19 protein-coding genes are annotated in these 22,561 nt (G+C 68.5%); 3 read left to right on the forward strand and 16 right to left on the reverse strand.

Annotated elements, in window-relative coordinates; all coding sequences use genetic code 11:
* Positions 1-79: 79 nt before the first annotated feature.
* Positions 80-877: a type 1 glutamine amidotransferase gene (locus tag N7640_RS02600; RefSeq protein WP_279901543.1), complete on the reverse strand. Its 798-nt coding sequence runs from the start codon at positions 875-877 to the stop codon at positions 80-82.
* Positions 878-1,202: 325 nt separating this feature from the next.
* Positions 1,203-2,129 (reverse strand): LysR substrate-binding domain-containing protein, encoded by a 927-nt coding sequence (locus N7640_RS02605; RefSeq protein ID WP_279901541.1) that lies wholly within the window; start codon positions 2,127-2,129, stop codon positions 1,203-1,205.
* 140 nt (positions 2,130-2,269) lie between these two features.
* Between N7640_RS02605 and N7640_RS02610 the strand changes: the two genes are divergently transcribed.
* Positions 2,270-3,667, forward strand: a complete 1,398-nt coding sequence (locus N7640_RS02610; protein ID WP_279901538.1) for a NorM family multidrug efflux MATE transporter — start codon at positions 2,270-2,272, stop codon at positions 3,665-3,667.
* A 103-nt stretch (positions 3,668-3,770) separates the two neighbouring features.
* On the opposite strand, the gene N7640_RS02615 is transcribed toward N7640_RS02610, so the two are convergent.
* Positions 3,771-5,450 (reverse strand): bifunctional diguanylate cyclase/phosphodiesterase, encoded by a 1,680-nt coding sequence (locus tag N7640_RS02615; protein WP_279905489.1) that lies wholly within the window; start codon positions 5,448-5,450, stop codon positions 3,771-3,773.
* Positions 5,451-5,745: 295 nt separating this feature from the next.
* On the opposite strand from N7640_RS02615, the gene rep reads away from it, so the two are divergent.
* A complete protein-coding gene (rep, locus tag N7640_RS02620; protein WP_279905490.1) occupies positions 5,746-7,758 on the forward strand; it encodes a DNA helicase Rep in 2,013 nt (670 codons plus the stop codon).
* A 194-nt stretch (positions 7,759-7,952) separates the two neighbouring features.
* Here rep and N7640_RS02625 read toward each other — a convergent pair whose 3' ends face one another.
* From N7640_RS02625 to N7640_RS02665, 9 genes are all read right to left on the reverse strand, one after another.
* On the reverse strand, positions 7,953-10,088 hold the full coding sequence (locus N7640_RS02625) for an acetyl-CoA hydrolase/transferase C-terminal domain-containing protein (RefSeq protein ID WP_279905491.1): 2,136 nt from the start codon (positions 10,086-10,088) through the stop codon (positions 7,953-7,955).
* A 116-nt stretch (positions 10,089-10,204) separates the two neighbouring features.
* Positions 10,205-10,627, reverse strand: a complete 423-nt coding sequence (locus N7640_RS02630) for a c-type cytochrome (RefSeq protein ID WP_220811293.1) — start codon at positions 10,625-10,627, stop codon at positions 10,205-10,207.
* Between the two features lie 118 nt (positions 10,628-10,745).
* The gene (locus tag N7640_RS02635; protein ID WP_220811292.1) at positions 10,746-11,294 is read right to left on the reverse strand and encodes a cupin domain-containing protein; all 549 of its coding nucleotides are present in this window, start codon (positions 11,292-11,294) and stop codon (positions 10,746-10,748) included.
* A 103-nt stretch (positions 11,295-11,397) separates the two neighbouring features.
* Complete coding sequence (alr, locus tag N7640_RS02640; RefSeq protein WP_279905492.1) at positions 11,398-12,486, reverse strand: alanine racemase; 1,089 nt, start codon at positions 12,484-12,486, stop codon at positions 11,398-11,400.
* A 191-nt stretch (positions 12,487-12,677) separates the two neighbouring features.
* Entirely contained in the window at positions 12,678-13,031 is a 354-nt protein-coding gene (locus N7640_RS02645; protein WP_220811290.1) for a RidA family protein, read from the reverse strand.
* Positions 13,006-14,304 carry a D-amino acid dehydrogenase gene (gene dadA, locus N7640_RS02650; protein ID WP_279905493.1) on the reverse strand — a complete coding sequence of 433 codons (1,299 nt, stop codon included), beginning with the start codon at positions 14,302-14,304 and terminating at the stop codon, positions 13,006-13,008. The genes N7640_RS02645 and dadA overlap by 26 nt, the downstream gene beginning before the upstream one ends.
* A 227-nt stretch (positions 14,305-14,531) precedes the next feature.
* Positions 14,532-14,876 (reverse strand): YdbL family protein, encoded by a 345-nt coding sequence (locus N7640_RS02655; RefSeq protein WP_279905494.1) that lies wholly within the window; start codon positions 14,874-14,876, stop codon positions 14,532-14,534.
* Positions 14,877-14,898: 22 nt separating this feature from the next.
* Positions 14,899-15,081, reverse strand: a complete 183-nt coding sequence (locus N7640_RS02660) for a YnbE family lipoprotein (RefSeq protein WP_220811287.1) — start codon at positions 15,079-15,081, stop codon at positions 14,899-14,901.
* A 14-nt stretch (positions 15,082-15,095) separates the two neighbouring features.
* Positions 15,096-17,294: a YdbH domain-containing protein gene (locus tag N7640_RS02665; protein WP_279905495.1), complete on the reverse strand. Its 2,199-nt coding sequence runs from the start codon at positions 17,292-17,294 to the stop codon at positions 15,096-15,098.
* A 148-nt stretch (positions 17,295-17,442) separates the two neighbouring features.
* Here N7640_RS02665 and dadR point away from each other — a divergent pair, with 148 nt between their 5' ends.
* Positions 17,443-17,931 (forward strand): transcriptional regulator DadR, encoded by a 489-nt coding sequence (gene dadR, locus N7640_RS02670; RefSeq protein ID WP_220811285.1) that lies wholly within the window; start codon positions 17,443-17,445, stop codon positions 17,929-17,931.
* Positions 17,932-17,992: 61 nt separating this feature from the next.
* Here the strand turns inward: dadR and N7640_RS02675 are convergent, their stop codons facing one another.
* From N7640_RS02675 to N7640_RS02690, 4 genes are all read right to left on the reverse strand, one after another.
* The gene (locus N7640_RS02675) at positions 17,993-20,506 is read right to left on the reverse strand and encodes a TonB-dependent siderophore receptor (RefSeq protein WP_279905496.1); all 2,514 of its coding nucleotides are present in this window, start codon (positions 20,504-20,506) and stop codon (positions 17,993-17,995) included.
* A gap of 114 nt (positions 20,507-20,620) precedes the next feature.
* A complete protein-coding gene (locus tag N7640_RS02680; RefSeq protein WP_279905497.1) occupies positions 20,621-21,460 on the reverse strand; it encodes a FecR domain-containing protein in 840 nt (279 codons plus the stop codon).
* Positions 21,457-22,002 (reverse strand): RNA polymerase sigma factor, encoded by a 546-nt coding sequence (locus N7640_RS02685; RefSeq protein ID WP_279905498.1) that lies wholly within the window; start codon positions 22,000-22,002, stop codon positions 21,457-21,459. The genes N7640_RS02680 and N7640_RS02685 overlap by 4 nt, the downstream gene beginning before the upstream one ends.
* 54 nt (positions 22,003-22,056) lie before the next feature.
* Positions 22,057-22,410, reverse strand: coding sequence for a YkgJ family cysteine cluster protein (locus tag N7640_RS02690; RefSeq protein ID WP_279905499.1), 354 nt, complete (start codon positions 22,408-22,410; stop codon positions 22,057-22,059).
* Between the last annotated feature and the right edge of the window lie 151 nt (positions 22,411-22,561).

The raw sequence follows: 22,561 nt of genomic DNA on the forward strand, positions 1-22,561 counted from the left end.
CCTAGATACCGCCTCGTCTCTCAGCGAATAATACGAGATCGGGGGGGGCCGGAGCGAGCTGGCGCCCCGGCCCAGACGCTCAGCCGGCCAGGCGGACGCCGGTCTGGCGCTGGCGGCAGGCTTCGCCGAAGGCCTCGAAGATCTTCACCGAGACCGGATTCTGCGCCGCCTGCCATTCCGGGTGCCACTGCACCGCGAACAGGAAGGGCGACAGGCTCGGCGCGTGGAAGGCCTCGACCAGGCCATCCTCGGCGAGGGCCAGGGGTTCCAGGCCCTTGGCCAGGGTCTTCACGCCCTGGCCGTGCAGGGAATTGACGCCCACTTCCTCGCCGCCCAGCACCCTGGCCAGCCAGCTACCCGACTGGATACGCACCTTGTGCGCCTCGGCGTACTGCACGTCCACCGGGTCCTCGGAATTCTCGCGGTGGTCGTTGAAGCCGGGCTCGGCGTAGAGCTTCTGGTACAGGTCGCCGCCCAGGGCGACGTTGATTTCCTGCATGCCGCGGCAGATGGCGAAGATCGGCAGGCCGCGGGCGATGGCCGCCTTGATCAGCGGCAGGTCGAACTGGTCGCGGTCGCGGTCCTGGCCCTTCTCGGGGGTGAGGTTTTCCTGTCCGTAGAGGGCGGGGTCGATGTTCGAGCCGGCGCCGGTCAGGTACACGCCGTCGGCCATGTCGAGGTACTGCTCGAGATCGTCGGTCCCGCAGCAGGTGGGCACCAGCACCGGCACGCAGCCGGCGATCTCCACCAGCGGCACGATGTATTTGTGGGTCATCACCTGATAGTCGTGGCCCTTGCGCTCCTGGGCGCCCATGGACATCAACACGACGGGTTTGCGCTTGGCAGAGGGGGTCTTTGCACTGTTCTTGTTGGACATACGTCACCTTGGGGCAGATCGGTTCTGCCGTTGCTGTGCAGGTGGGTCGGGAGATCGACGCACTACCTGTTTGGCACGGTTCCGTCTGTCGGCGGCGTAGCGGGCCTCACCTGGAGGCATGGGAGTGGAAGGTAACGGACCTCCCGCGACGGCCGCATAACAGTCGAACCGCCGGCACAGTCTCCTTATCCGCGTAAAATATGTCAAACATTTCAAGAATGGCGTCTGGCGAACATTGGCCTACAGGCGCCATTCCATGGCATACAAGCCTGATTCCGCCTGGCCTCCTCCCTCGCAGAAGTCCAATATTTTTTACGAATAACGCTCAGCCAGCGACCCGTTCCACCGCCGGCAGGCGCATCTGCCCGACTTCCGCGAGCAGGAAGTCGCGCAGCCGGCGCAGGCGCTCCTCGCCGCGCCGCCCCTTGGGCCAGACCAGGTAATAGCTGTCCCCGCTGGCCACCGCGCTGGGCCAGGGCAGCCCCAGGCGCCCCTGCTCCACGTCCTCGGCGATCATCACCAGGTCGCCGATCGACACGCCGTAGCCCCGCGCCGCCGCGACGATGCCCAGTTCCAGGGTGTCGAACACCTGGCCGCCGCGCAGCGGCACCCGCTCCTCCAGCCCCATGGCCTGCAGCCAGCGCCGCCAGTCGCGGCGGTCCGGCGTCGGGTGGAGCAGCTCGGCGGCCTGCAGCCGCGCCAGGTCCCACGGGGCGTCGACCGCCGCCTCGGGCGCGCACACCGGGATCAGCCATTCGGCGAACAGCTCGACGCTCTCCCACTCGGCGGGGAAGGCGCCACCGCTGCTGAGCAGCACGGCGCAGTCGAACGGCTCCTGGTGGAAGTCGACCTTGTCCACGTCCATCCAGGCGCTGGTCAGTTGCACCTCGATGTCCGGGTTGCGCTGGCGGAAGCGCGACAGCCGCGCCAGCAGCCAGCGCATGGTCAGGGTCGAGGGCGCCTTCAGGCGCAGGGTGGCGTCGTCGGCGCTGAGCGCGGTGCAGGCCCGCTCCAGGGCGTCGAAGCCGTCGCGCACGCCGGGCAGCAGCAGGCGCGCACTCTCGCTCAGGCGCAGGTGGCGGCCGGCGCGCTCGAACAGGCTGCAGCCGAAGTGATCCTCCAGGGTGCGGATGTGCCGGCTCACCGCGCTCTGGGTGATGGCCAGCTCCTCGGCGGCACGGGTGAAGGAGGCATGCCGGGCGGCCGCCTCGAAGGCGCGCAGGGCATAGAGCGGGGGCAGGCGACGGGCCATGACGGCGATCCATGAGTAATAGTCATGCCAAGCATCGCATTTTTCCCTTTGTGCGTGACCGTGCGGATTCCGAGAATGCGCGCAATCCTTTCGCCTGGCCGGGATTTCCGGCGGCGCCTCTTGTCTGAGCCTCACTCATCATGCCGCAGTCCACCCGCGACGAACTGGTCGCCCTCTTCCGCCTCGCCGGTCCGCTGATCGCCGCGCAGCTCGCCCATGTGCTGATGGTGTTCACCGACACCATCATGATGGGCATGCTCGGCCCCGAGCAGCTGGCCGGCGGCGCCCTCGGCGCCACCTGCTACTACATGCTGTCCCTGTTCTGCGTCGGCATGGTGGCGGCGGTGGGCAGCCTGGTCGCCATCCGCCACGGCGCCGGCGACGCGCCGGGCGCCACCCGCCTGCTGCAGAACGGTCTATGGCTGGCCCTGCTGCTGGGTATCGGCGGCGCCCTCTGCCTGCGATCCCTCGGCCCGCTGCTGCCGCACCTGGGCCAGCAACCGGACGCCGCGGCACGCGCCATGGAATTCCTCGGCCCGCTGGCCCTGGCTCTGCCCGGCTACCTGGCCTTCATGGCCCTGCGCGGCTTCACCAGCGCCATCGGCCACCCCGGCCCGGTGATGACCATCGGCATCGTCGGCGCCATCGCCAACCTGGTCATCAACTACGCCCTGATCAAAGGCTGGTTCGGCCTGCCCAGCCTGGGCCTGGGCGGCATCGGCATGACCACCGCCCTGGTCAGCAGCGGCATGGCCCTGGCCCTCGCGCTACATATCCTGCGCGCGCCGGCCTACCGCGACTACGCGCTGCTGCGCGGCCTGCTGCGCCCGCGCCGGGCCGAGATGGGCAAGCTGCTGCGCCTGGGCCTGCCGATCGGCGGCACCTATGCCGCCGAGCAGGGCATGTTCACCTTCGCCGCGCTGTGCATGGGCGCCCTCGGCAGCGTGCAACTGGCCGCCCACCAGATCGCCATCCAGGCGGTGACGCTGGCGTTCATCCTGCCCCAGGGGCTGTCCTACGCGGTGACCTTCCGTGTCGGCCAGCACTATGGCGCCGGCCGCCCGGCCGACGTGCGCCGCGCCGGACGCCTGGGCATCGCCGGCGGCGCCTGCTGCATGCTGGTGTTCGCGCTGCTGTTCTGGCTGATGCCGGAGCCGGTGGTGGGGCTGTTCGTCGACCGCGCCGACCCGGCGTTCGCCGAGGTGGTCGCGCTGGCCGTGAGCCTGCTGGCGGTGGCGGCCGTGTTCGAGCTGTTCGACGGCGCCCAGAGCATCGCCATGGGCACGATCCGCGGCCTGGGCGACGGCAAGACCACCCTGCTGGTCGGCCTCGGCTGTTACTGGCTGATCGGCATCCCGCTGGCCTGGACCCTGGCCTTCCCGCTCGGCTGGGGCGCCCATGGCGTATGGTGGGGCCTGGCCTGCGGGCTGGCCTGCGCGGCCATCGGCCTGACCCTGGGCTTCGAGTGGAAGACCGACCGCCTGCTGCGGCCTCGCCCGGCCCCGCAAGACAGCTCGGCACAGCCCTGCCTGCCGTAGGAGCGGGAGACTGCCTGCACATCCCCCTCATGTGGGAGCGGCCTTGGCCGCGAAAGGGCCAATAGAGCTTCGCGGCCAAGGCCGCTCCCACAGGACGTGAAGGCTAGAGGGACGGCGGCTGTCCGGAGAGCAGCGGCTGGCGCAGGCCGAACACCAGGAAGCGGGCGAGGTCGGCCAGCGGCAGCGGCTTGCTGATCAGGTAGCCCTGCACCTGGTCGCAGCCGAACTGGCGCAGCAGCGCCAGCTGCTCGGCGTTCTCCACGCCTTCGCCCACCACCTCCAGATTGAGGTTGTGCGCCAGGTTGATCATGGCCCGCACCAGCTGGCGGTTCTCCGCACGCTCGCCCATCTCGCCGACGAAGCTCTTGTCGAGCTTGAGCAGGGTGATCGGCAGGTTGTTCAGGTGGACGAAGGAAGAGAAGCCGGTGCCGAAGTCGTCCAGCGAGAAGCGCACGCCGAGCCGGCCGAGGGCCTGCATGGTCTGGCGCACCTGCTCGCTGCGGCGCATCACCGCCGTCTCGGTCAGCTCGAACTCGAGCATCTGGGCGTCCACACCGCGTTCCTCGATCAGCCGGCCGAGGGTGGCCAGCAGCTGGCTGTCCTGGAACTGGCGGAACGACAGGTTGACCGCCATGTGCAGCGCCGGCAGGCCGCGCCCGCGCATCCACTGCATGTCGCGCAGGGCGCGGGCGATGACCCAGTAGCCGAGCGGCACGATCAGCCCGCTTTCCTCGGCCAGCGGGATGAATTCGTCGGGGCCGAGCAGACCGCGCTCGGCGTGGCGCCAGCGCACCAGCGCCTCCAGGCCGACGATGCGCCCGCTGGTGAGGCACAGGCGCGGCTGGTAGTGCAGCTCCAGCTCGTCGCGGCGCAAGGCCCGGCGCAGCTCGGCCTCCAGGTCGGCCATGCTGCGCGCGCCACGGTGGACGCGCTCGTCGTAGAGGTGGAAGGTGCAGCCCTGGGCGGCCTTGGCCTGCTGCATCGCGATGTGCGCGTGCCACAGCAGCGGGTCGGCCTGCTCACCGGCGCGGGCATGGGCCAGGCCCAGGCTGCAGCCGAGCAGCAGGCTCTCGCCGTCCAGCCAGTAGGGCTCGGAGAGCGCCTCGGTAATGCGTTCGGCGAGGCGCTCAGCACGGCGCGGGTCGCGGCGGGTGTCGATCAGCAGGGCGAACTCGTCGCTACCCAGGCGCGCCAGGTCGTCGCCGGCCTCCAGCTGGGCCTTGAGCCGCGCCACCACCTGCAGGATCAAACGGTCGCCGGCCTGGTAGCCGAGGGCATCGTTGACGTGCTTGAAGTTGTCCAGGTCGAGGTGGCCGAGGGTCAGACCGCGGCCCTGGTATTCCGCCAGGCGCGCGGCCAGCAGGGTGTGGAAGCCCGGGCGGTTGGCGATGCCGGTCAGCGGGTCCTGCTCGGCCAGGTGCTGCAGGGTGGTCTGCAGGCGGTCGCGCTCGCGGGCGTAGCGCAGGCAGCGGCGCAGCAGGTCGGTGCTGAGGCTGTCGCGCACCAGCCAGTCGTAGACGTCCGCCGGCGCCTCGGCGGGTTCTTCCTCGAGCAGCAGCACGGTAGGCAGCGAACAGCTGCCGGGCGCCGGCTGGCAGGCAGGCGTGGTCAGCAGCAGGCCGCGGCCGCCGTCGTCGAACAGGCTGCTGGCGGCCTCCCAGGAGGGCGCGGTGATCAGCGGGAAGGCACCGCCCAGAGCGTCAAGCCGCGCGCGCAGCAGGGCCGCCCACTCCGGCGTTTCGGCCAGCAGGACCAGGCGCATGGGTTCGACGTGCGCGGACAAACGACCTCCCCAAGGTCAGGAAAACAGACCGTCCGGTCTGTGTGCGCCATGCTCCGGCGCGCTTTTTCTGCCCGTCCCTGTGCAGACCTTCGCGCATCCTCCCGGAAACACCTGGCAGCGGCAACGGGAGGAAGGCGGCGCAATCTTACATGATCTTTGAAAAGAGTGACTTATCGCTCAATCCTGAGGCTTTTTGTAGGGAACTCGCTCCGCCGGGCGGTTGTCGGTCCATACCCCACCCGCCGAGGGGCGGCTGCTAGAATGCCGCCTCGTTTTTCCCGACCGACTCTCCTCCATGTCCCGACTCAACCCCCGCCAGCAGGAAGCCGTGAACTACATCGGCGGGCCGCTCCTGGTGCTCGCCGGCGCCGGCTCCGGCAAGACCAGCGTGATCACCCGCAAGATCGCCTACCTGGTCCAGCAGTGCGGCATCCGCGCCCAGCACATCGTCGCCATGACCTTCACCAACAAGGCCGCGCGGGAAATGCGCGAGCGCGTCGGCACCCTGCTCAAGGGCGGCGAGGCGCGCGGCCTGACCGTGTCCACCTTCCACAACCTGGGCATGAACATCATCCGCAAGGAATACGCCCGCCTCGGCTACAAGCCCGGCTTCTCGATCTTCGACGACGGCGACATCAAGGCCCTGCTGACCGACATCATGCAGAAGGAGTACGCCGGCGACGACGGCGTGGACGAGATCCGCAACTACATCGACGGCTGGAAGAACGACCTGATCCTGCCCGACGAGGCCCTGGCGGGCGCCCGCGGGCCGAAGGAGCAGACCGCTGCGGTGGTCTACCTGCACTACCAGCGCACGCTCAAGGCGTACAACGCGGTGGACTTCAACGACCTGATCCTGCTGCCGGTGAAGCTGTTCCAGGAGCACCCCGACGTGCTCGAGAAGTGGCAGAACCGCATCCGCTACCTGCTGGTGGACGAGTACCAGGACACCAACGCCAGCCAGTACCTGCTGGTGAAGCTGCTGGTGGGCATGCGCCACCAGTTCACCGTGGTCGGCGACGACGACCAGTCAATCTACGCCTGGCGTGGCGCGCGGCCGGAGAACCTCAACCAGCTCAAGGAGGACTACCCCTCCCTGAAGGTGGTGATGCTGGAGCAGAACTACCGCTCCACCAGCCGCATCCTCAAGTGCGCCAACGTGCTGATCGCCAACAACCCGCACGTGTTCGAGAAGCAGCTGTGGTCGGAGATGGGCCACGGCGACGAGATCCGCGTGATCCGCACGCGCAACGAGGACGCCGAGTGCGAGCGGGTGGCGCTGGAAATCCTCACCGAACACCTGCGCACCGAGCGCCCGTACAGCGACTTCGCCATCCTCTACCGGGGCAACTACCAGGCCAAGCTGATGGAGCTGAAGCTGCAGCACCACCAGATTCCCTATCGCCTGTCCGGCGGCACCAGCTTCTTCGCCCGCCAGGAGGTGAAGGACCTGATGAGCTACTTCCGCCTGCTGGTCAACCCGGACGACGACAACGCCTACCTGCGGGTGATCAACGTGCCACGCCGGGAGATCGGCTCCACCACCCTGGAGAAGCTCGGCAACTACGCCAGCCAGCGCGGCATCTCGATGTACGCCGCCAGCGAGGAGCTGGGCCTGGCCGAGCACCTCGACGCCCGCTACACCGAGCGCCTGACCCGGTTCAAGCGCTACATGGACAAGGTCCGCGAACTCTGCGCCGGAAGCGACCCGATCGGCGCCATTCGCAGCATGATCATGGATATCGACTACGAGACCTGGCTGCGCACCAACGCCTCCAGCGACAAGGTCGCCGAGGCGCGCATGGGCAACGTCTGGTTCCTGGTGGAGGCGCTGAAGAACACCCTCGACAAGGACGAGGACGGCGACATGACCATCGAGGACGCCATCGGCAAGCTGGTGCTGCGCGACATGCTGGAGCGCCAGCAGGAAGAAGAGGAAGGCGCCGAGGGCGTGCAGATGATGACCATGCACGCCTCCAAGGGCCTGGAATTCCCCTCGGTGTACATCATCGGCTTCGAGGAGGAAATCCTCCCGCACCGCTCCAGCATCGAGGCCGACACCATCGAGGAAGAACGCCGCCTGGCCTACGTCGGCATCACCCGCGCCAAGCGCAACCTGGCGCTGACCTACGCCGCCAAGCGCAAGCAGTACGGCGAGATCATCGACTGTTCGCCAAGCCGCTTCCTGGACGAACTGCCCCAGGAGGACCTGGTCTGGGAAGGCCAGGAAGATGCGCCGGCTGAGGTCAAGAGCGCGCGCGGCAACGACGCGCTGGCCAATATGCGGGCGATGTTGAAGCGGACGTAGGACGTTTCCCGATGCGTGCGGCCTGGGTGGCCCCATGCCCCCTACAGCCGCCACTCCCCGCCACTCCCCGCCACTCCCCGCAGGCGGGAGCCCAGGTGCGGCGAGCCTCTGGATTGCCGCCTGCGCGGCAATGACGATCCCCATGTCTCTCGACACCTGTTACCCATGTCCCCCGGCTGAACGACGGGCACACCCTACCCTTGGGCGGTGGCCTTGAGGCCGGCCAGCAGCAGCTTCTGGTAGAGCTGCTCGCGCAGCCCCTCGGGCCGTTCCAAGTCCATGCGCCGCAGGTGCGGCGCGTACTCCGTGGCATCCGGCAGGTCGAACAGGGTCGCCGCGCCCAGTTCCAGTATCTCACTGAGTTTGAGCTTGCTCTGCAGCCAGCGCAGTGCCCGCAGCAGGTCCTGTTCCTCGTCCGTGAAGTCGCAGCCCAGCGGGTATTCGAGGAACAGCTGGGGGAATTCGGTCTGCAGGGTCAGCAGCCGCCACGGCGTGTTCTGGCGGTACTCGGCCTCCAGTTCGAAGTCCCCGGGCAGCTTGCCGGCCTTCTGCGCGGCGACGATCAATTCGTCCTGGAAGCGCGAATCGGCGATCCGCACCAGCGCCTCGATCACCTGGGCGTCGTTCTTGCCGCGCAGGTCGGCGATGCCGTACTCGGTCACCACGATGTCGCGCAGGTGGCGGGAAATGGTGGCGTGGCGGTAGTCCCAGCGGATGTTGGAACTCACCTCGCCGTCGGCCTCGCGCCAGCTGCGCAGCATCAGGATCGAGCGGGCACCCTCCAGCTCGTGGGCCTGGGCGACGAAGTCATACTGGCCGCCCACGCCGCTGACTACCCGGCCGTCCTCCAGCTGGTCGGCGGCGCTGGCGCCGAGCAGGGTCACCACCAGGCAGCTGTTGATGAAACGCGCGTCGCGGCGCTGCGCCCGCTTCAGCGATTCGTCGCCGTACAGCCGGTTGATGCGGCTGATGGCGGTCATGCCGATGCGCCGCCGCTGGCCGTCTTCGAGTTCGCTCAACCGGTCATAGAAGGCCTGCGGGCCGAGGAAGAAACCGCCGTGCACCAGCACGCCGTTCTTCGCCGCGCCGAAATGCGGTGCCAGGGCGGCGAGGGTGTCCGCATCGCCGAGGTCGCGGGGCAGTCGGCGGCCGTCTGGCAGCAGCAGCTGGCCGTCATCCACCTTCACCCCGGCGTCGACCAGCCCGTGGCGCTGCAGCCAGCCCAGGGTGAGGTCGTCAAGCACCTGGGGAATGCCGGCGTGGCGCAGCGCGCCGACATCGGCCAGGCGGCCGTCGGCATCCAGCCCGCCCTGGTCGGCCAGGCGCTGCAGGTGCTCGTCCGGGTAGACCATGCGCCGGATCACGCCGGCCTCCAGCAGCACCAGCAGGCCGTGCATGAACATCTCGCTGCAACCGTACAGGCCGCGGGCGAAGGGCTCCATGCCGCCCTCCTCCTCGACCAGTCCGGCCCAGCGCCGGGGCACCTGCATGGCCCGCAGCAACGCGCGGTAGGAGGCGTTGTCCGCCTGCCGCGCGAGCAGCGCCGCGGCCACCGCGTCGGCCATCGCGCCGATGCCGAGCTGCAGGGTGCCGCCGTCGCGCACCAGGGCGCTGACGTGCAGGCCGATGGCGTGGTCCTGCGGCGTCACCGGCAGGTTCGGCGTGGAGAACAGGCGGCAGCGCTCGACCGGCTCCAGCAGCAGGTCGAACTCGTCGACCTTCAGCTCCGCGTCGCCGCCCATGTAGGGCAGGTCGGCATGCGGCTGGGCGATGCACAGGATGGTCTCGCCGGCCCGCCGCCGCTCGCGCAGGCCGGGCAGCAGGTCGAGGGTGACGTCGGGGTTGCAGCTCAGGCTGACGTGGCCGGGCCGGCGCTCGTCCCGGGCGACCAACTGGGCGATCACGTTGATGCCCTTGCGCTGCAGGTCCCGCGCGACGTGGCTGTAGTTGAGGCTGATGTAGCTCTGCTGGGCCGAGGGATTGTGCAGCTGGCTGGCCGGCTGCAGGTAGAACTCCTCCAGCCTGATGTTGGCCGGCAGCGCGTCGCGGCGCAGGTCGGCAAGGTAGTCCAGCTCGACGTGATCGGCGTAGATGCGCTCCAGGAAGGGGCCGCTCAGGCGCTGCTCCAGGTCGCTGCGCGGCTGCGGGCGGGCCAGGGACAGCGCGGTGTAGATGGTCAACTGGCGCTGTGGCAGGTCGCGGACGCGGCGGTACAGGGCGTTGACGAAGCGGTTGGGCTTGCCCAGGCCGAGCGGCAGGCCCAGGCGGATCGGCCCGTCGATCCGCGCCAGCACTTCGTCCACGGCGCTTTCCAGTGTGCAGGTCGGCACGCGTCTTCCTCCTCGATTGGCGTAGGAGGTTGGACCGCCCCTCGGGGGATTTCGATCAGGTGAAAACGACAAAGCCGCCCGGAGGCGGCTTTGCGGTCATCGCGAGATGGCGGCGATCAGAGGCCGGACATCTTCTTGATGGCGCCCATCAGCTCGTCGTCCGAGCAGGTGGCGCAGGTGCCTTTCGGCGGCATGGCGTTGATGCCGGAGATGGCCTTGGCCAGCAGGCCGTCGAGACCGCCTTCCTTGTCGGCGCGGGTCTTCCAGGCGGCGGCATCGCCGACTTTCGGCGCATCCAGCACGCCGGTGTTGTGGCACGCGCCACAGTGGGCGGCAATCACGTCGTCCGGCGACTTGGCGCCACCGCCGGCGGCTACGGCCACGGTGCCGACGCCCTTGCATTCTTCACCCTGGATGCAGACCTCGCCGACCGGCTTGATGCGCTCGGCGATCTCGTCGTTGGTCGCAGCCTGAGCGCTCACAGCCCACAGGGCCAACACGGCAGCTTGAGCCGCCAGCATCTTCTTGATCAGGTTCACGGTACACCCTCATTGTGGCTAGTCACGCTCGCGGCCACGGTTTCGCGAGCGCGCGCAGTATAACGGTTAGACCGGCCGGCCGGAACAACCCAACTTGTCGCAGGGGCATTGCCCGCGATCAGAAGTTCGCCGGCGTGGTTGCGCTGATCAGCCGGGCGGGCTTGTCGAACGGGTTGCGGAAGCGGTGCGGCTTGGTGCTGTCGAAGTAGTAGCTGTCGCCCGGTTCGAGCACGAATACCTCGCTGCCCACGGTCAGCTCCAGGCGACCATCCATCAGCATGCCGGCCTCTTCGCCGTCATGGTTGAGCATTTCCTCGCCGGTGTCGGTGCCCGGCGGGTAGGTCTCGTCGAGGAAGGTGATGGTCCGGTTGGGATGCGCCTTGCCGATCAGCTTCATGGTCACGGCGCCACTGGAAAGGTCGGTCAGTTCGTCGGCCCGGTAGACCACCTGGGTCTGGTTGTCCTGCTCCAGGTCGATGGAGAAGAACTCCACCAGCGACATGGGAATCCCGCCGAGCACCTTCTTCAGGGAGCTGATCGAGGGGCTCACGCTGTTCTTCTCGATCATCGAGATGGTGCTGTTGGTGACGCCCGCACGCTTGGCGAGTTCACGCTGGGAAAGGCCTTTGAGTTTGCGGATAGATTGCAGTCGAACACCGACGTCCAATGCGGGGGTCCTCCTTGGGAACGAGGCATTTGGGTGGCGGTATCATGCGGGCAGTGTTCAGTATTTACAACACTGCAAACGCAACTGCTCGGCGGCCCGACGGCTAACCCCCGGAATAGAGCCTCGGCACTCGCTTAAGGTTACAGAACAGCTGGTACGGGATGCTGCCGCAGCCATAGGCCAAGGCGCTGGCGGAGACGTTGCGCCCCCACAGTTCGACGCGGCTGCCGAGGCCGGCGCCGGGCAGGTCGGTGAGGTCGACCGTGAGCATGTCCATGGACACCCGGCCGATCAGCCGGCTCGCCTGGCCGTCGACCATCACCGGCGAACCGGTGGCCGCGTGGCGCGGATAGCCGTCGGCGTAACCCATGGCGACCACGCCGACGCGGGTCGGCCGCTCCGCGAAGAAGCGCTCGCCGTAGCCCACCGGCTCGCCGGCCGGCAGCTCGCGCACGCTGATGATCTTCGATTCCAGGGTCATCACCGGGCGCAGGCGCGCGGCCTGCTCCTGGTCCTGCTCGAAGGGGGTGGCGCCGTACAGCATGATGCCGGGGCGCACCCAGTCGTTGGCCTGCTGGTCGCCGACCAGCCCGGGCCAGCCGAGTATCGCCGGCGAGTTGCGCAGGCTGACCTCGGCCCGCAGGTCGCCACGGGCCTCGCGGAACAGCGCCACCTGCTCGGCGCTGCGCGGACAGTCCAGCTCGTCGGCGCGGGAGAAGTGACTCATCAGCACGATCCTGTCGACCTTGCCGCTGGCCAGCAGGCGCGCGTGGGCGTCGCGGTATTCGGCCGGGTGCAGGCCGACCCGGTGCATGCCCGAGTCCACCTTCAGCCACACTCGCAGCGGCCGACCGAGGCGCGCCCGCTCGATGGCCTCGATCTGCCAGGTGGCGTGCACCACGCACCACAGCTGGTGCTGGTCGATCAGGCTCAGCTCGCTCGCCTCGAAGAAGCCCTCGAGCAGCAGGATCGGGTTGCGGATGCCAGCGTAGCGCAGCTCCAGCGCCTCTTCGATGCAGGCCACGGCAAAACCGTCAGCCTCCGCCTCCAGCGCCTGGGCGCAGCGCGTGGCGCCGTGGCCGTAGGCGTCGGCCTTGACCACCGCGAGGGCCTTGGCGCCGCCGATCTCGCGGGCGAGGCGGTAGTTGTGACGCAGGGCTTCGAGGTCGATCAGGGCACGGGCAGGGCGCATTTCGGCTACTTCAGTCGGTGTCTGGGTTAATTGTTGTTGGTGGGCTCGAACCTTGTGGGAGCGGACTTGTCCGCGAACAGGGCTGACAAGCAAAGCTTCGCGGACAAGTCCGCTCCCACGGGGTCACTGCAACACTCGATTGGGATATGGCTAAAAAAAAGCCCGGTGGGGGTGCCGGGCGAGTCAGGGAATCAGTTCTGGGCGGCGATGACCGTCATTTCCACCAGGGCGCGCGGGTCGTACAGCTTGCCTTCGACGCAGGCACGGGCCGGCGCGGCGCCCTCGGCGACCCAGGCGTCCCACACCTGGTTGAGGCCGGCGTAGTCGGCGGCGATATCCTTGAGGTAGATGGTCACCGAGAGAATCCGGGTCTTGTCGCTGCCGGCCTCGGCCAGCGCGCGGTCGACGTTGGCCAGGGTCTGGCGGGTCTGCTCGGCGATGTCGCCGCTGTAGTCGTCGGCCAGCTGGCCCGCCAGGTAGACGGTGCCGTTGTGGAGGACGATCTCGCTGTAGCGTTTCTCAATGTGCCGGCGCTGGATGGACATGCTTGTGGGTCTCCTTGGTCTTGCCGTAACGGGAAATGTCCAGGCCTTCGGCGCTGATCTGCGGGCGCTTCTTCGCCATCAGGTCGGCGAGGAAACGGCCGGAGCCGCAGGCCATGGTCCAGCCAAGGGTACCGTGTCCGGTGTTGAGGAACAGGTTGCGGTACGGCGTGGCGCCGACGATGGGCGTGCCGTCCGGGGTGGCCGGGCGCAGGCCGGTCCAGAAGCTCGCCTGGGCCAGGTCGCCGCCCTGGGGGTAGAGGTCGGCAGTGATCATTTCCAGCGTCTCGCGACGACGCGGGTTGAGGCTCAGGTCGAAGCCGGCGATCTCCGCCATGCCGCCCACGCGGATGCGGTTGTCGAAGCGGGTGATGGCGACCTTGTAGGTCTCGTCGAGGATGGTCGAGGCCGGCGCCATGTCGGGGTTGGTGATCGGCACGGTCAGCGAGTAGCCCTTGAGCGGGTAGACCGGCGCGCGGACGCCCAGCGGCTTGAGCAGCTGCGGGCTGTAGCTGCCGAGGGCGAGCACGTAGCGGTCGGCGGTCTCCAGCTTGCCGTCGATCCACACGCCGTTGATGCGGTCGCCGGCGTGGTCCAGGCGCTGGATGTTCTGGCCGAAGCGGAATTCCACGCCCAGGGCCTTGGCCATGTCCGCCAGTTGGGTGGTGAACATCTGGCAGTCGCCGGTCTGGTCGTTGGGCAGGCGCAGGGCGCCGGCCAGCTTGTCGGTGACGCCGGCCAGGGCCGGTTCGACGCGAGCGATGCCGGCGCGGTCGAGGACCTCGTAGGGCACGCCGGAGGCTTCCAGCACGGCGATGTCCTTGGCGGCGTTGTCGAGCTGGGCCTGGGTGCGGAACAGCTGGGTAGTGCCGAGCTGGCGGCCTTCGTAGGCGATGCCGGTCTCGGCGCGCAGTTCGTCGAGGCAGTCGCGACTGTACTCGGACAGGCGCACCATGCGCTCCTTGTTCACCGCGTAGCGGGCGGCGGTGCAGTTGCGCAGCATCTGCGCCATCCACAGGTACTGGTCGATGTCGCCGGTGGCGCGGATCGCCAGCGGCGCGTGCTTCTGCAGCAGCCACTTGATGGCCTTCAGCGGCACGCCCGGGGCGGCCCAGGGCGAGGCGTAGCCGGGGGAGACCTGGCCGGCGTTGGCGAAGCTGGTTTCCAGGGCCGGGCCGTCCTGGCGGTCGACCACCACTACCTCGAACCCGGCACGGGCCAGATAGTAGGCGCTGGCGGTGCCGATCACCCCGCTGCCGAGAACCAGAACACGCATTGTCGCCTCCTCGCCGCGGACTGCTCCGCCTCGTGAAAATATGGACCCGCAATGCGCGCAGTATAGAAAGACTCAGATAGGTCTTTTCACTGTTTAAAAGGCAATATTCGAGGGGAAAGCTCGGCCATAAGGCGTTTCACGCGAGCAGGAAAGGCGCCAGCAAAGGAAAAAACGGCGGAACAGCAGGAGAATGTCTCGCCGCGCGCCTGGCGCGGCGAGGCGGTGCGCTACTTGCGCACCCACTTGTTGTTGACCTGGATGTACTGCCCGGACGGCGTCTTATCCAGCGCCTTCTGCCCGGCCATGGCCTCGACGTCGCCCAGCTGCAGGCCGTTCTCCTTGGCCAAGCGCTGGTACTCGGCACGCCGCGCCTGGTTGATCTGCTCGGCGATCTCCGTCGCCTGGCCCCCGCTGCTCACCACGCCCAGATAGCCGTCCGGCTGCTCGCCGAGCTGGCCGCTGGCCTTGGCCGGGCCCAGCGCCGACATCGCTTCGCTCAGGCTCATGGCCCAGGCCGGCAGGCTCAGGCAGAGCACCAGCACGCCGTATCCCAGTTTGCTACGCAGTTTCATGCTCTTGGCTCCTTGCAGCGACTCAGAACAGGCCGCTGGATTCGTTGATGATCGAGTCCAGGGCCTTGTCGACCTTGATGTAGATTTCGTGCTCGATCTTCACGTTAAGGTTGATGTTGATCGGTTCGTTGGGCACCGCCAGCTGCACGGTGGGCGTACAGGCGGCGACCAGCAGGACGAGACAGAACAGGGCGCTCGGGCGCATGGCGATCTCCCGGATCATGGGGCGGGCACGTTGCGCTGGCGCAGACGTTCCTGGACACGCTGGCGGATGGTTTCGCTGACCTTGTCGGTGAGCTGCAGGCTGGTAAGCAAGGCGGGCACGTCCTCTTCCAGGTTGACGTTGAGGTTGATCGGCCGACCCTTTTCCAGGTCCGGGTTGCGCCCTTGCAGGCGCAGCCCCAGGGTCAGCTTGCCGTGTTCATCATAGTCAACGGCGCTTTCGAGCAGGTCGTAGTGGAAGTCGTCGAGGGCATCGACCACCAGCTGCATGCCGGGGTTGCTGCGCCCGAGTGCGCGCATCTTCTCCGAGCGGAAGCGCAGGTAGCCCGGCGCCTCGGCCACCACCCTGCCACGCTCGATGCGCACGCCCTTCGGGTCGACCAGCACCGGCAACTGGCCGGACAGGGCACCACGACCGGCCAATCCTTCAGCCGGGTAGACCCGGAAAATCTCGTCCAGTTGCAGCCCCTTGAGCCGGGCCGTCAGGCGCTGGCCGGCCTGGCTCAGGTCGACCCGGCCCGGCTCCAGCGACGCCTCTCCCTTGAACAGGCCGCTGCTCGCGCGGGTCCAGCTCAGTTGCCCGGCGGCTGGCCGGTCGAGGCTGGCGGCGTAGCGGCCCTGGAACTGCAGGGGGCCGATGGGCAGCCCCGGGTTGGCCTGGTTCAGATTCAGTTCGGGGGCATCCAGCACCAGTTGCTGGCCATCGAGCCGCAGGTCGAGCCGGCCGCCCAGGCCAAGCAGTTCGCTACGGTCGTAGATGCCGTCGAGGCCCTTGAACTGCAGCCCCGCCTGCAGCGCCAGTGGCCGGCCGGGGTCGCTGCGCAGGCTGGCCTTGGCCGTCAGCCGGCCATTGGCGAGTTCCAGCAGCGGCGGCCAGGCCACCAGGGTCTTGCTCAGCGGGTTGCCGGCGCGGAAGAAGATTTCGCCGAAGGCGGCGGACAGCGACAGCGCCCCCCGCCGGTCGTAGTCGCCCTGCAGCTCGGCGCTCAGGCCGGCGTCGTTGCTCAGCGTGCCGCGCAAAGTCTGGCGCTCGGCGGCCGCCTGCACCTGGCCCTTGAACTGCCAGCCCAAGGGCAACAGCTGCTCCTGCTGCAAGCTGCCGACCTTCAACTGGAGGGGACCTTCCAGCCCGGCGCCGGCGGACGGGTCGAGGGTGATCGTCAGCCCGCCCAGCTCGGCGCGCAGGGTCTTGGCCGTGAACGCCTGGTCCACCCGCAATTGGGCCAGGATCAGCCGCGACGGCGCCTGCACGGCGAGCGCCAGGCGCTCGTCGGCGAGGCTGCCCTGGATGCGGGCGTCCAGGTCGATGCCCTGCAGGTGCAGGGTGTCGTGGCGCAGCTGCGGGCTCTTCAGTTGCGCCTGTACGGCAAAGGTACCGCTGCCCTGGCGCAGCCGATTCAGGTCGAGCGGGTCGTCGGCGCTCGCCAGGGTCAGTTGCCAGTCGGCGTCGAAGCGCAGCGCGGCCTCGGCGTGCAGCAGGCGTTCGTCGGACGGCAGCCACTGGCTCAGCCAGGCGAACAGCGGGCGGGTATCGGCCATCTGCGCCAGCCGAAGGTTGCCGCTCCAGAGTGGTGTGGGGCTGTCGGCCTGGAGGCGGCTGGCCAGGGTCAGCCAGGGCTGGCCGTCAAAGGTCGCCTCGGCGTCGAGCTGCCATTCGCCGGCCTGCCGGCCCGCCTGGGCGTTCACCGCCACGCGGCGCTCGCCCTGCAGCAGGTCCAGGCGCAGCGTCGCCGGCAGCGCGGTGGCATCCAGCTGCAGGCTCCCGCGCAACGTGCAGCGCCCGCTGGCGCAGGGCAGGTCCAGGCTCAGGTCCTCGACGCTCACCCGCCGCGGCACCCAGCGCAGACCGTCGAGGATGGCCTGGGGGTCGCTCGGCGCATTGTCGACGGCCGTCCCGGGCTGCCAGCTCGCCTGCACGGCCCGGGCGCGGAACTCCTCCAGCCCCCACTGCCCGTCCCGGGAGCCTGGCCAGGCCAGGAACAGCCCCTGTGCCCGCACCACCAGCCGGCTGCCGTCGGGGCCGTCCCGACGCGCCTGCAGTTCGTCCAGCGCCAGCCCGTCGCGCGAGAGGCCGAGCCCGCGCCAGTCCAGCTCGTCGATGCCCTGGGCCGCCAGCAGGCGCTCCCAGCCCAGCCAGCCGAGCACGGCGCAGAGGATCAGCAGCAACAGAATCCGCGTCAGGCGGGGAAAGGACATGCAGGCATCTCGTCCGGCGACTCGGAATCAGGGTGGCGGCTGGGCCGGCCGAGATCAAGGCGTTTCGTCCAGGCAGTGATTTCCACTACCCGGGCCACTATATTGGCCGAGGATTTCCCAGCCGAGACGGCAACCACTTGAGGCATCCATGAGAACCCAGCACCAGAGCCGCCGTGAACTGGACAAGATCGACCGCAACATCCTGCGCATCCTCCAGGAGGAGGGGCGCATCTCGTTCACCGAACTGGGCGAGCGGGTGGGCCTGTCCACCACGCCCTGCACCGAGCGCGTCCGCCGCCTGGAGCGCGAGGGCATCATCATGGGCTACCACGCCCGGCTCAATCCGCAGCAGCTCAAGGCCAGCCTGCTGGTGTTCGTCGAGATCAGCCTGGACTACAAGTCCGGCGATACCTTCGAGGAATTCCGCCGCGCCGTGCTCAAGCTGCCCCACGTGCTGGAGTGCCACCTGGTCAGCGGCGACTTCGACTACCTGGTGAAGGCGCGGATCAACGAGATGGCCAGCTATCGCAAGCTGCTCGGCGACATCCTGCTCAAGCTGCCGCACGTGCGCGAGTCGAAGTCCTACATCGTCATGGAAGAGGTGAAGGAGTCGCTGACGCTGCCGGTGCCGGAGTAACCGGAGCGCCGAACGCGAAACGCCCGCGGCGAGGCGGGCGTTTCGCGCTGCGCGGGCAGGCTTACCAGAAGGTGCCGCGCAAGGTCAGCATGTAGTTGCGCGGCTCGCCGTAGTAGTTGCCGTACTCGGAGGTGCCGACACTGGCGTAGTAGCGGCGGTCGAACAGGTTGTTGCCCTTCAGGGCGACGGTCCAGTGTTCGTCCACGTCGTACTCGATCATCGCGTCGTACACCGCATAGCCCGACTGGCTGAACTTGTAGGGCTGGGCGTCGATGACGTTCCAGTCGCCGTCGAAGCGATAGGCCTCGCCCTCCACGTAGGTCGGGCTCATCGCGGTCACGCCACCGCCGACACGCCAGGCCGACAACGTGTCCGGCAGGGTGTAGGTGGTCCAGAGCTTGAGCAGGTGCTTGGGCGTGACGGTGCTGTAGAGCGTCTCTTGGGTGTCGTTGCGTACCTGGTTGTAGGTGTATCCGGCCAGCACCTCCCAGCCGGGCGCGATCTCGCCGGTGGCTTCCAGGTCGATGCCCTTGCTGGTGATCTTGTCCTGCGCCAGGAAGCAGCAGGAACTGCTGTAGCTGAAGGGCGGGTTGGGATACGCCGGATCGGTCGCCGCCTGGTGCTCGCGGGTGGTGTAGAACAGCGCGGCGCTGACGTTCAGCGCCCCACCGAGCAGTTCGCCCTTGATGCCGGTCTCGTAGGTCTTGCCGGTCATCGGCTCCAGGGAAGTGGCCGCGTCTTCCGGCCCCTTGAGCTTCTGCGCCTGGGGCTTGAACACTTCGGAGTAGCTGACGTAGGTCGACCAGTCGTCATTCAGCGCGTAGATCAGCCCGCCGAACGGCACCACGGTGGTCGGCTCGCGATCGAACACGTCGTCCTGCTCCACCCAGGGCCCGGTACCGTCGCTCTTGCGCATGCTGTAGGCCTGCTCGAACTTGTAGCGCTGGGCACGGGCGCCCACCACCAGTTTCAGCGGGTCAGTCAGCTGCAGGCGCAGGGTCGAGTACAGGCCGTACTGCTCGCGGGTGTTGGGGTAGTAGTCGCGCCAGAACTCATGGCTGGAGCGGTTGCTGGGCAGCGGCGTGGCGCCGGGGTTCCAGATGTCGATCATGCCGCCCTTGTCGAGCATGCCCGGGGCCCCGCGCCAGCGGCTGGTGACCTTCTGGTAGTCGCCGCCGACCAGCAACTCGTGCTGGCGGCCGAACGCATCGAAGTAGCCGGACAGGTTGACGTCGAACACCGACTGCTTGCTCCAGCTGGAGACGTAGCTGCCCCACCAGTACGGCCCGGTGTCGGTGGCTTCGTCCACCGAGCCGTAGGGGATGATGCCCTCGGTGGTGGAACCGTTGTAGGAGTAGGTATAGGACGCGTTGAGCTTCCAGTCCTGGTTGAAGTCGTGGTCGAGCTTGGCGAACCACTCGCGGGTGTAGCTATCGGACCAGGCGGCGTCGGTGGTGTACCAGGTGCTGCGCGGCAGGTGCACGTCGCCGCCGGTGCTGTAGCGCGGCAGGCCGTCGCCGGTGCCGTTCTCCTTGAGTTTGTCGTAGCTGCCGCCGAGGGTGAGCATGGTGCCGTCGGTGAGGTCGGCCTCGAAGATGCCGTAGAGATACGGCTTCTCGGTGCTGCGGTTGTCCATGAAGTACTGGTGGTCGGAATAGGCCGCCACCACACGCCCGCGCAGTTTGCCGTCGAACGCCAGCGGGCCGGTCAGGTCGACCTCGGTGCGGTAGTTGTCCCAGGAGCCGGCGGAGGTGTTGAACTTCAGCTGGTAGCTGTCCAGCGGACGCTTGCGCACCAGGTTGACGATGCCGCCCGGGTCACCCGTCCCGCCCAGCAGGCCGCTCGCGCCGCGCAGCACCTCGACATGGTCGTACGACGCCATGTCGTACAGGCGGTCGCTGTAGAAGGTGCCCAGGCCATTGCCGATGTCCATCGGCGCCGCGCCGTCGATCTGCACGTTGTCGATGCTGAAGCCACGCGAGAAGAACTGCTCGACGTGGTAGTTGTTGTTGCGCACGGTGATGCCCGGCGCGCGCCTCATCGCCTCGGGCAGGGTGGTGATGCGCTGGTCCTCGATCATCTGCTGGCTGATGATCGATACCGTCTGCGGCGTGTCCTTGAGGCTGGTCGGGGTCTTCGAGCCGACGCTGACCAGCCCGGTGGTGTAGGAGCCGGAGTTCTCGGTCGCCTCGCCCATCCCCTGGCCCTGGATGGTGGTCGCCCCCAGTTCCAGCGCCGTGCCACCCGCCACCGGCGCGGCGATCACGAAACCGCCGTCGGCGGTCGCCTGGGCGGTCAGGTCGGAACCCCGCAGCAGGCGCTGCAGCGCCTGCTGCACCGTCAGGTCGCCGCTCACCGCCGGCGCGTTCAGGCCCTCGGCCACCTCGGTGGCGAACAGGATGCGGCTGCCGGTCTGCCCGGCCAGGGCGTTGATCGCCTGGTCCAGCGGCTGGGCCGGCAGGTTCAGCGCGTGGGTGGCGTCCTGGGCATGCAGGGCCGAGGCCAGCGCCAGGCCGGCGATCAGGAGGGAAAGGCGGCTGCGCCGGGACGGCACGGTGGTCGGTTTGGTATCCATGAAACTCCCCATGAACGAGCAGAAAGTGACGATCACAGGGAGTGGCGGATGAGCCTGGGGGGATGTTGAGGTCGCCTGGGAAAAATTCTCGTTTTTTCCCGGGCGCCCCGCCGATCAGCGTCCGCTCATCACCACGCTGCCGTCGCCGGCGCGGCTCAGGCGGACCGGCAGGATCGCCGGCAGCAGGTCGATCAGCGACTCTATGGCGGCGCTGTCGTATTCGCCGGACACCCGCAGCGCGCCGAGGCGCGGATCGGCCAGGCGGACCGGCGCCTGGCGGTAGCGCTGGATGTCGACGATCACCTCGCTCAGCGGCGTGCCGTCGAAACGCAGCTTGCCCTGCTGCCAGGCGGTGGCGCGGGCCGGGTCGACCCGCTCGGTGTCGCCCAACGCGCCGGCCCGGGCCAGCACCTGTTGGCCGCCGCCCAGGCGGCGCGACGGCGACGCGCCCGCGGAGACCTCGACGGCGCCCTCGACCACGGCGACTGCCACGCCCCGGCTGTCGCTGCGCACGTTGAACACCGTACCGATATCGAGCACGTCGACGCCCTGGCTGCGCACGATGAACGGCGTGGGTCCGTGCTCCACGGTGAAAGTCGCCTCGCCCTCGACCAGCTCGACCTGGCGGCTGCGCAGGCGCCGCTCGACGCGCAGGTGGGTGGCGCCGTTGACCACCACCCGGCTGCCGTCGACCAGGGTCAGGCTGTCGCGCCCACCGGCCGCGGTGCGCACGTCCTCGCGCTGCCAGGCGGGGTCGGCCAGCCACAGGCCGGTCGCCAGCAGCAGCACCGACAGGCCGCCGCCCAGGGCCTGCTTGCGCCGCCGCTGGCGCGCGGTCTGCGCCTTGGCCTCGGCGAGCAGGGCCTCCCGGGACGGCACGCGGGCGCGCAGCGCCTGCTCGAAGGGCGCCAGCGGGTCGGCGGGCGTGTCGTCGGGCCGCGCGCGGTCGGTCATGGCTGCCGGCGCCCGCCGGCCAGGGCGAGCCGGGCCGGCTCCCAGTCCCGGGCGATGTCGCGCATGGCGCGGGCGAAATGCTGGGTCACCATGTTCACCGAGATGCCCAGTTCCTCGGCGATCTCGCGCTGCGGCATGTCGTGGATGCGGTGCAGCAGGAACACCTGGCGGGCGCGCGCCGGCAGAGCGTCGATGATCGCCAGCAGGGCCTCGAGCTGCTGCTCGAAGTCCAGCGCGGCGGCGCCGTCCAGGTCGTGCATGTGCCAGTCGGACACCTCGGCCACCGCCTCGAAGCGGGCATCGCGGGTGCTGTCGGCACGGCGCCGGTCGATGGCACGGTTGAAGGTCGCCCGGCGCAGGAAGGCGAAGGGCACCTTCACCGGTTGCTGCGGAGGCTTCTCGAGCAGTTGTACGCAGACGTCGTGCACCACCTCGCGGGCGAACTGGCTGCCCTGGAAGCGTCGGCGGATGTACTCGACCAGATCGTCGTAATGCAGCGCCAGGGCGTGTACCAGCGCGGCGTCTTGCGGGGAGTGGGTCATCGGGACGGCTGCGGACTACTTGAAAGTGAGTCTCATTATATCCACGAACCCGAGCTAGACCAGCACCTGCCGCGTGCTGGCGATCAACCGGTGTACCTGGCGCTCGACGGCCAGCTCGATCGGCGTCTCCGGCCCCCGCCCGCGCGGGCACGGCAGGCGCGGGGTGGTGCCGAACAGGCGGCAGATCAGCGGGCGCTGGTCGTACACCGTGCAGCCCTGCGGGCCGAGGTGCACGCAGTCGAACGCGGCCAGCGCGGCGTCGTGCTCGGCGTCGCTCTTCACCGGCAGGCGCGCCATTTCCTCCGACGAGGCCGTCACCGGGCCGCAGCAGTCGTGGCAGCCGGGCACGCAGTCGAAGCGCGGGATCTGCCGGCGCAGGTGGTCGATCTTGCGGTCGGTGCAACTCATGGGCATTCCGGAAGCGGATGGAGGAAGGGTTTCGGCGGCGCATCATGCCCGCTCACCGCCCGTTGCGGGAAAAAGTATCCGCCCCTCTTGGCTAGCGGCAAGGACCGCGCTTATCCTGCGTCAAATTTTAACAACACATCAATCAGGATTT

The organism is Pseudomonas sp. GD04015, from assembly GCF_029837675.1.
Classification (GTDB): Bacteria; Pseudomonadota; Gammaproteobacteria; order Pseudomonadales; family Pseudomonadaceae; genus Aquipseudomonas; species Aquipseudomonas paralcaligenes.

Excerpts from the sequence above, each read along its gene's own strand:
- N7640_RS02600 (WP_279901543.1), bottom strand. The coding sequence starts at position 877 with ATGTCCAACAAGAACAGTGCAAAGACCCCCTCTGCCAAGCGCAAACCC.
- N7640_RS02605 (WP_279901541.1), bottom strand. The coding sequence starts at position 2,129 with ATGGCCCGTCGCCTGCCCCCGCTCTATGCCCTGCGCGCCTTCGAGGCG.
- N7640_RS02610 (WP_279901538.1), top strand. The coding sequence starts at position 2,270 with ATGCCGCAGTCCACCCGCGACGAACTGGTCGCCCTCTTCCGCCTCGCC.
- rep (WP_279905490.1), top strand. The coding sequence starts at position 5,746 with ATGTCCCGACTCAACCCCCGCCAGCAGGAAGCCGTGAACTACATCGGC.
- alr (WP_279905492.1), bottom strand. The coding sequence starts at position 12,486 with ATGCGCCCTGCCCGTGCCCTGATCGACCTCGAAGCCCTGCGTCACAAC.
- N7640_RS02645 (WP_220811290.1), bottom strand. The coding sequence starts at position 13,031 with ATGTCCATCCAGCGCCGGCACATTGAGAAACGCTACAGCGAGATCGTC.
- dadA (WP_279905493.1), bottom strand. The coding sequence starts at position 14,304 with ATGCGTGTTCTGGTTCTCGGCAGCGGGGTGATCGGCACCGCCAGCGCC.
- N7640_RS02655 (WP_279905494.1), bottom strand. The coding sequence starts at position 14,876 with ATGAAACTGCGTAGCAAACTGGGATACGGCGTGCTGGTGCTCTGCCTG.
- N7640_RS02660 (WP_220811287.1), bottom strand. The coding sequence starts at position 15,081 with ATGCGCCCGAGCGCCCTGTTCTGTCTCGTCCTGCTGGTCGCCGCCTGT.
- N7640_RS02665 (WP_279905495.1), bottom strand. The coding sequence starts at position 17,294 with ATGTCCTTTCCCCGCCTGACGCGGATTCTGTTGCTGCTGATCCTCTGC.
- dadR (WP_220811285.1), top strand. The coding sequence starts at position 17,443 with ATGAGAACCCAGCACCAGAGCCGCCGTGAACTGGACAAGATCGACCGC.
- N7640_RS02675 (WP_279905496.1), bottom strand. The coding sequence starts at position 20,506 with ATGGATACCAAACCGACCACCGTGCCGTCCCGGCGCAGCCGCCTTTCC.
- N7640_RS02680 (WP_279905497.1), bottom strand. The coding sequence starts at position 21,460 with ATGACCGACCGCGCGCGGCCCGACGACACGCCCGCCGACCCGCTGGCG.
- N7640_RS02685 (WP_279905498.1), bottom strand. The coding sequence starts at position 22,002 with ATGACCCACTCCCCGCAAGACGCCGCGCTGGTACACGCCCTGGCGCTG.
- N7640_RS02690 (WP_279905499.1), bottom strand. The coding sequence starts at position 22,410 with ATGAGTTGCACCGACCGCAAGATCGACCACCTGCGCCGGCAGATCCCG.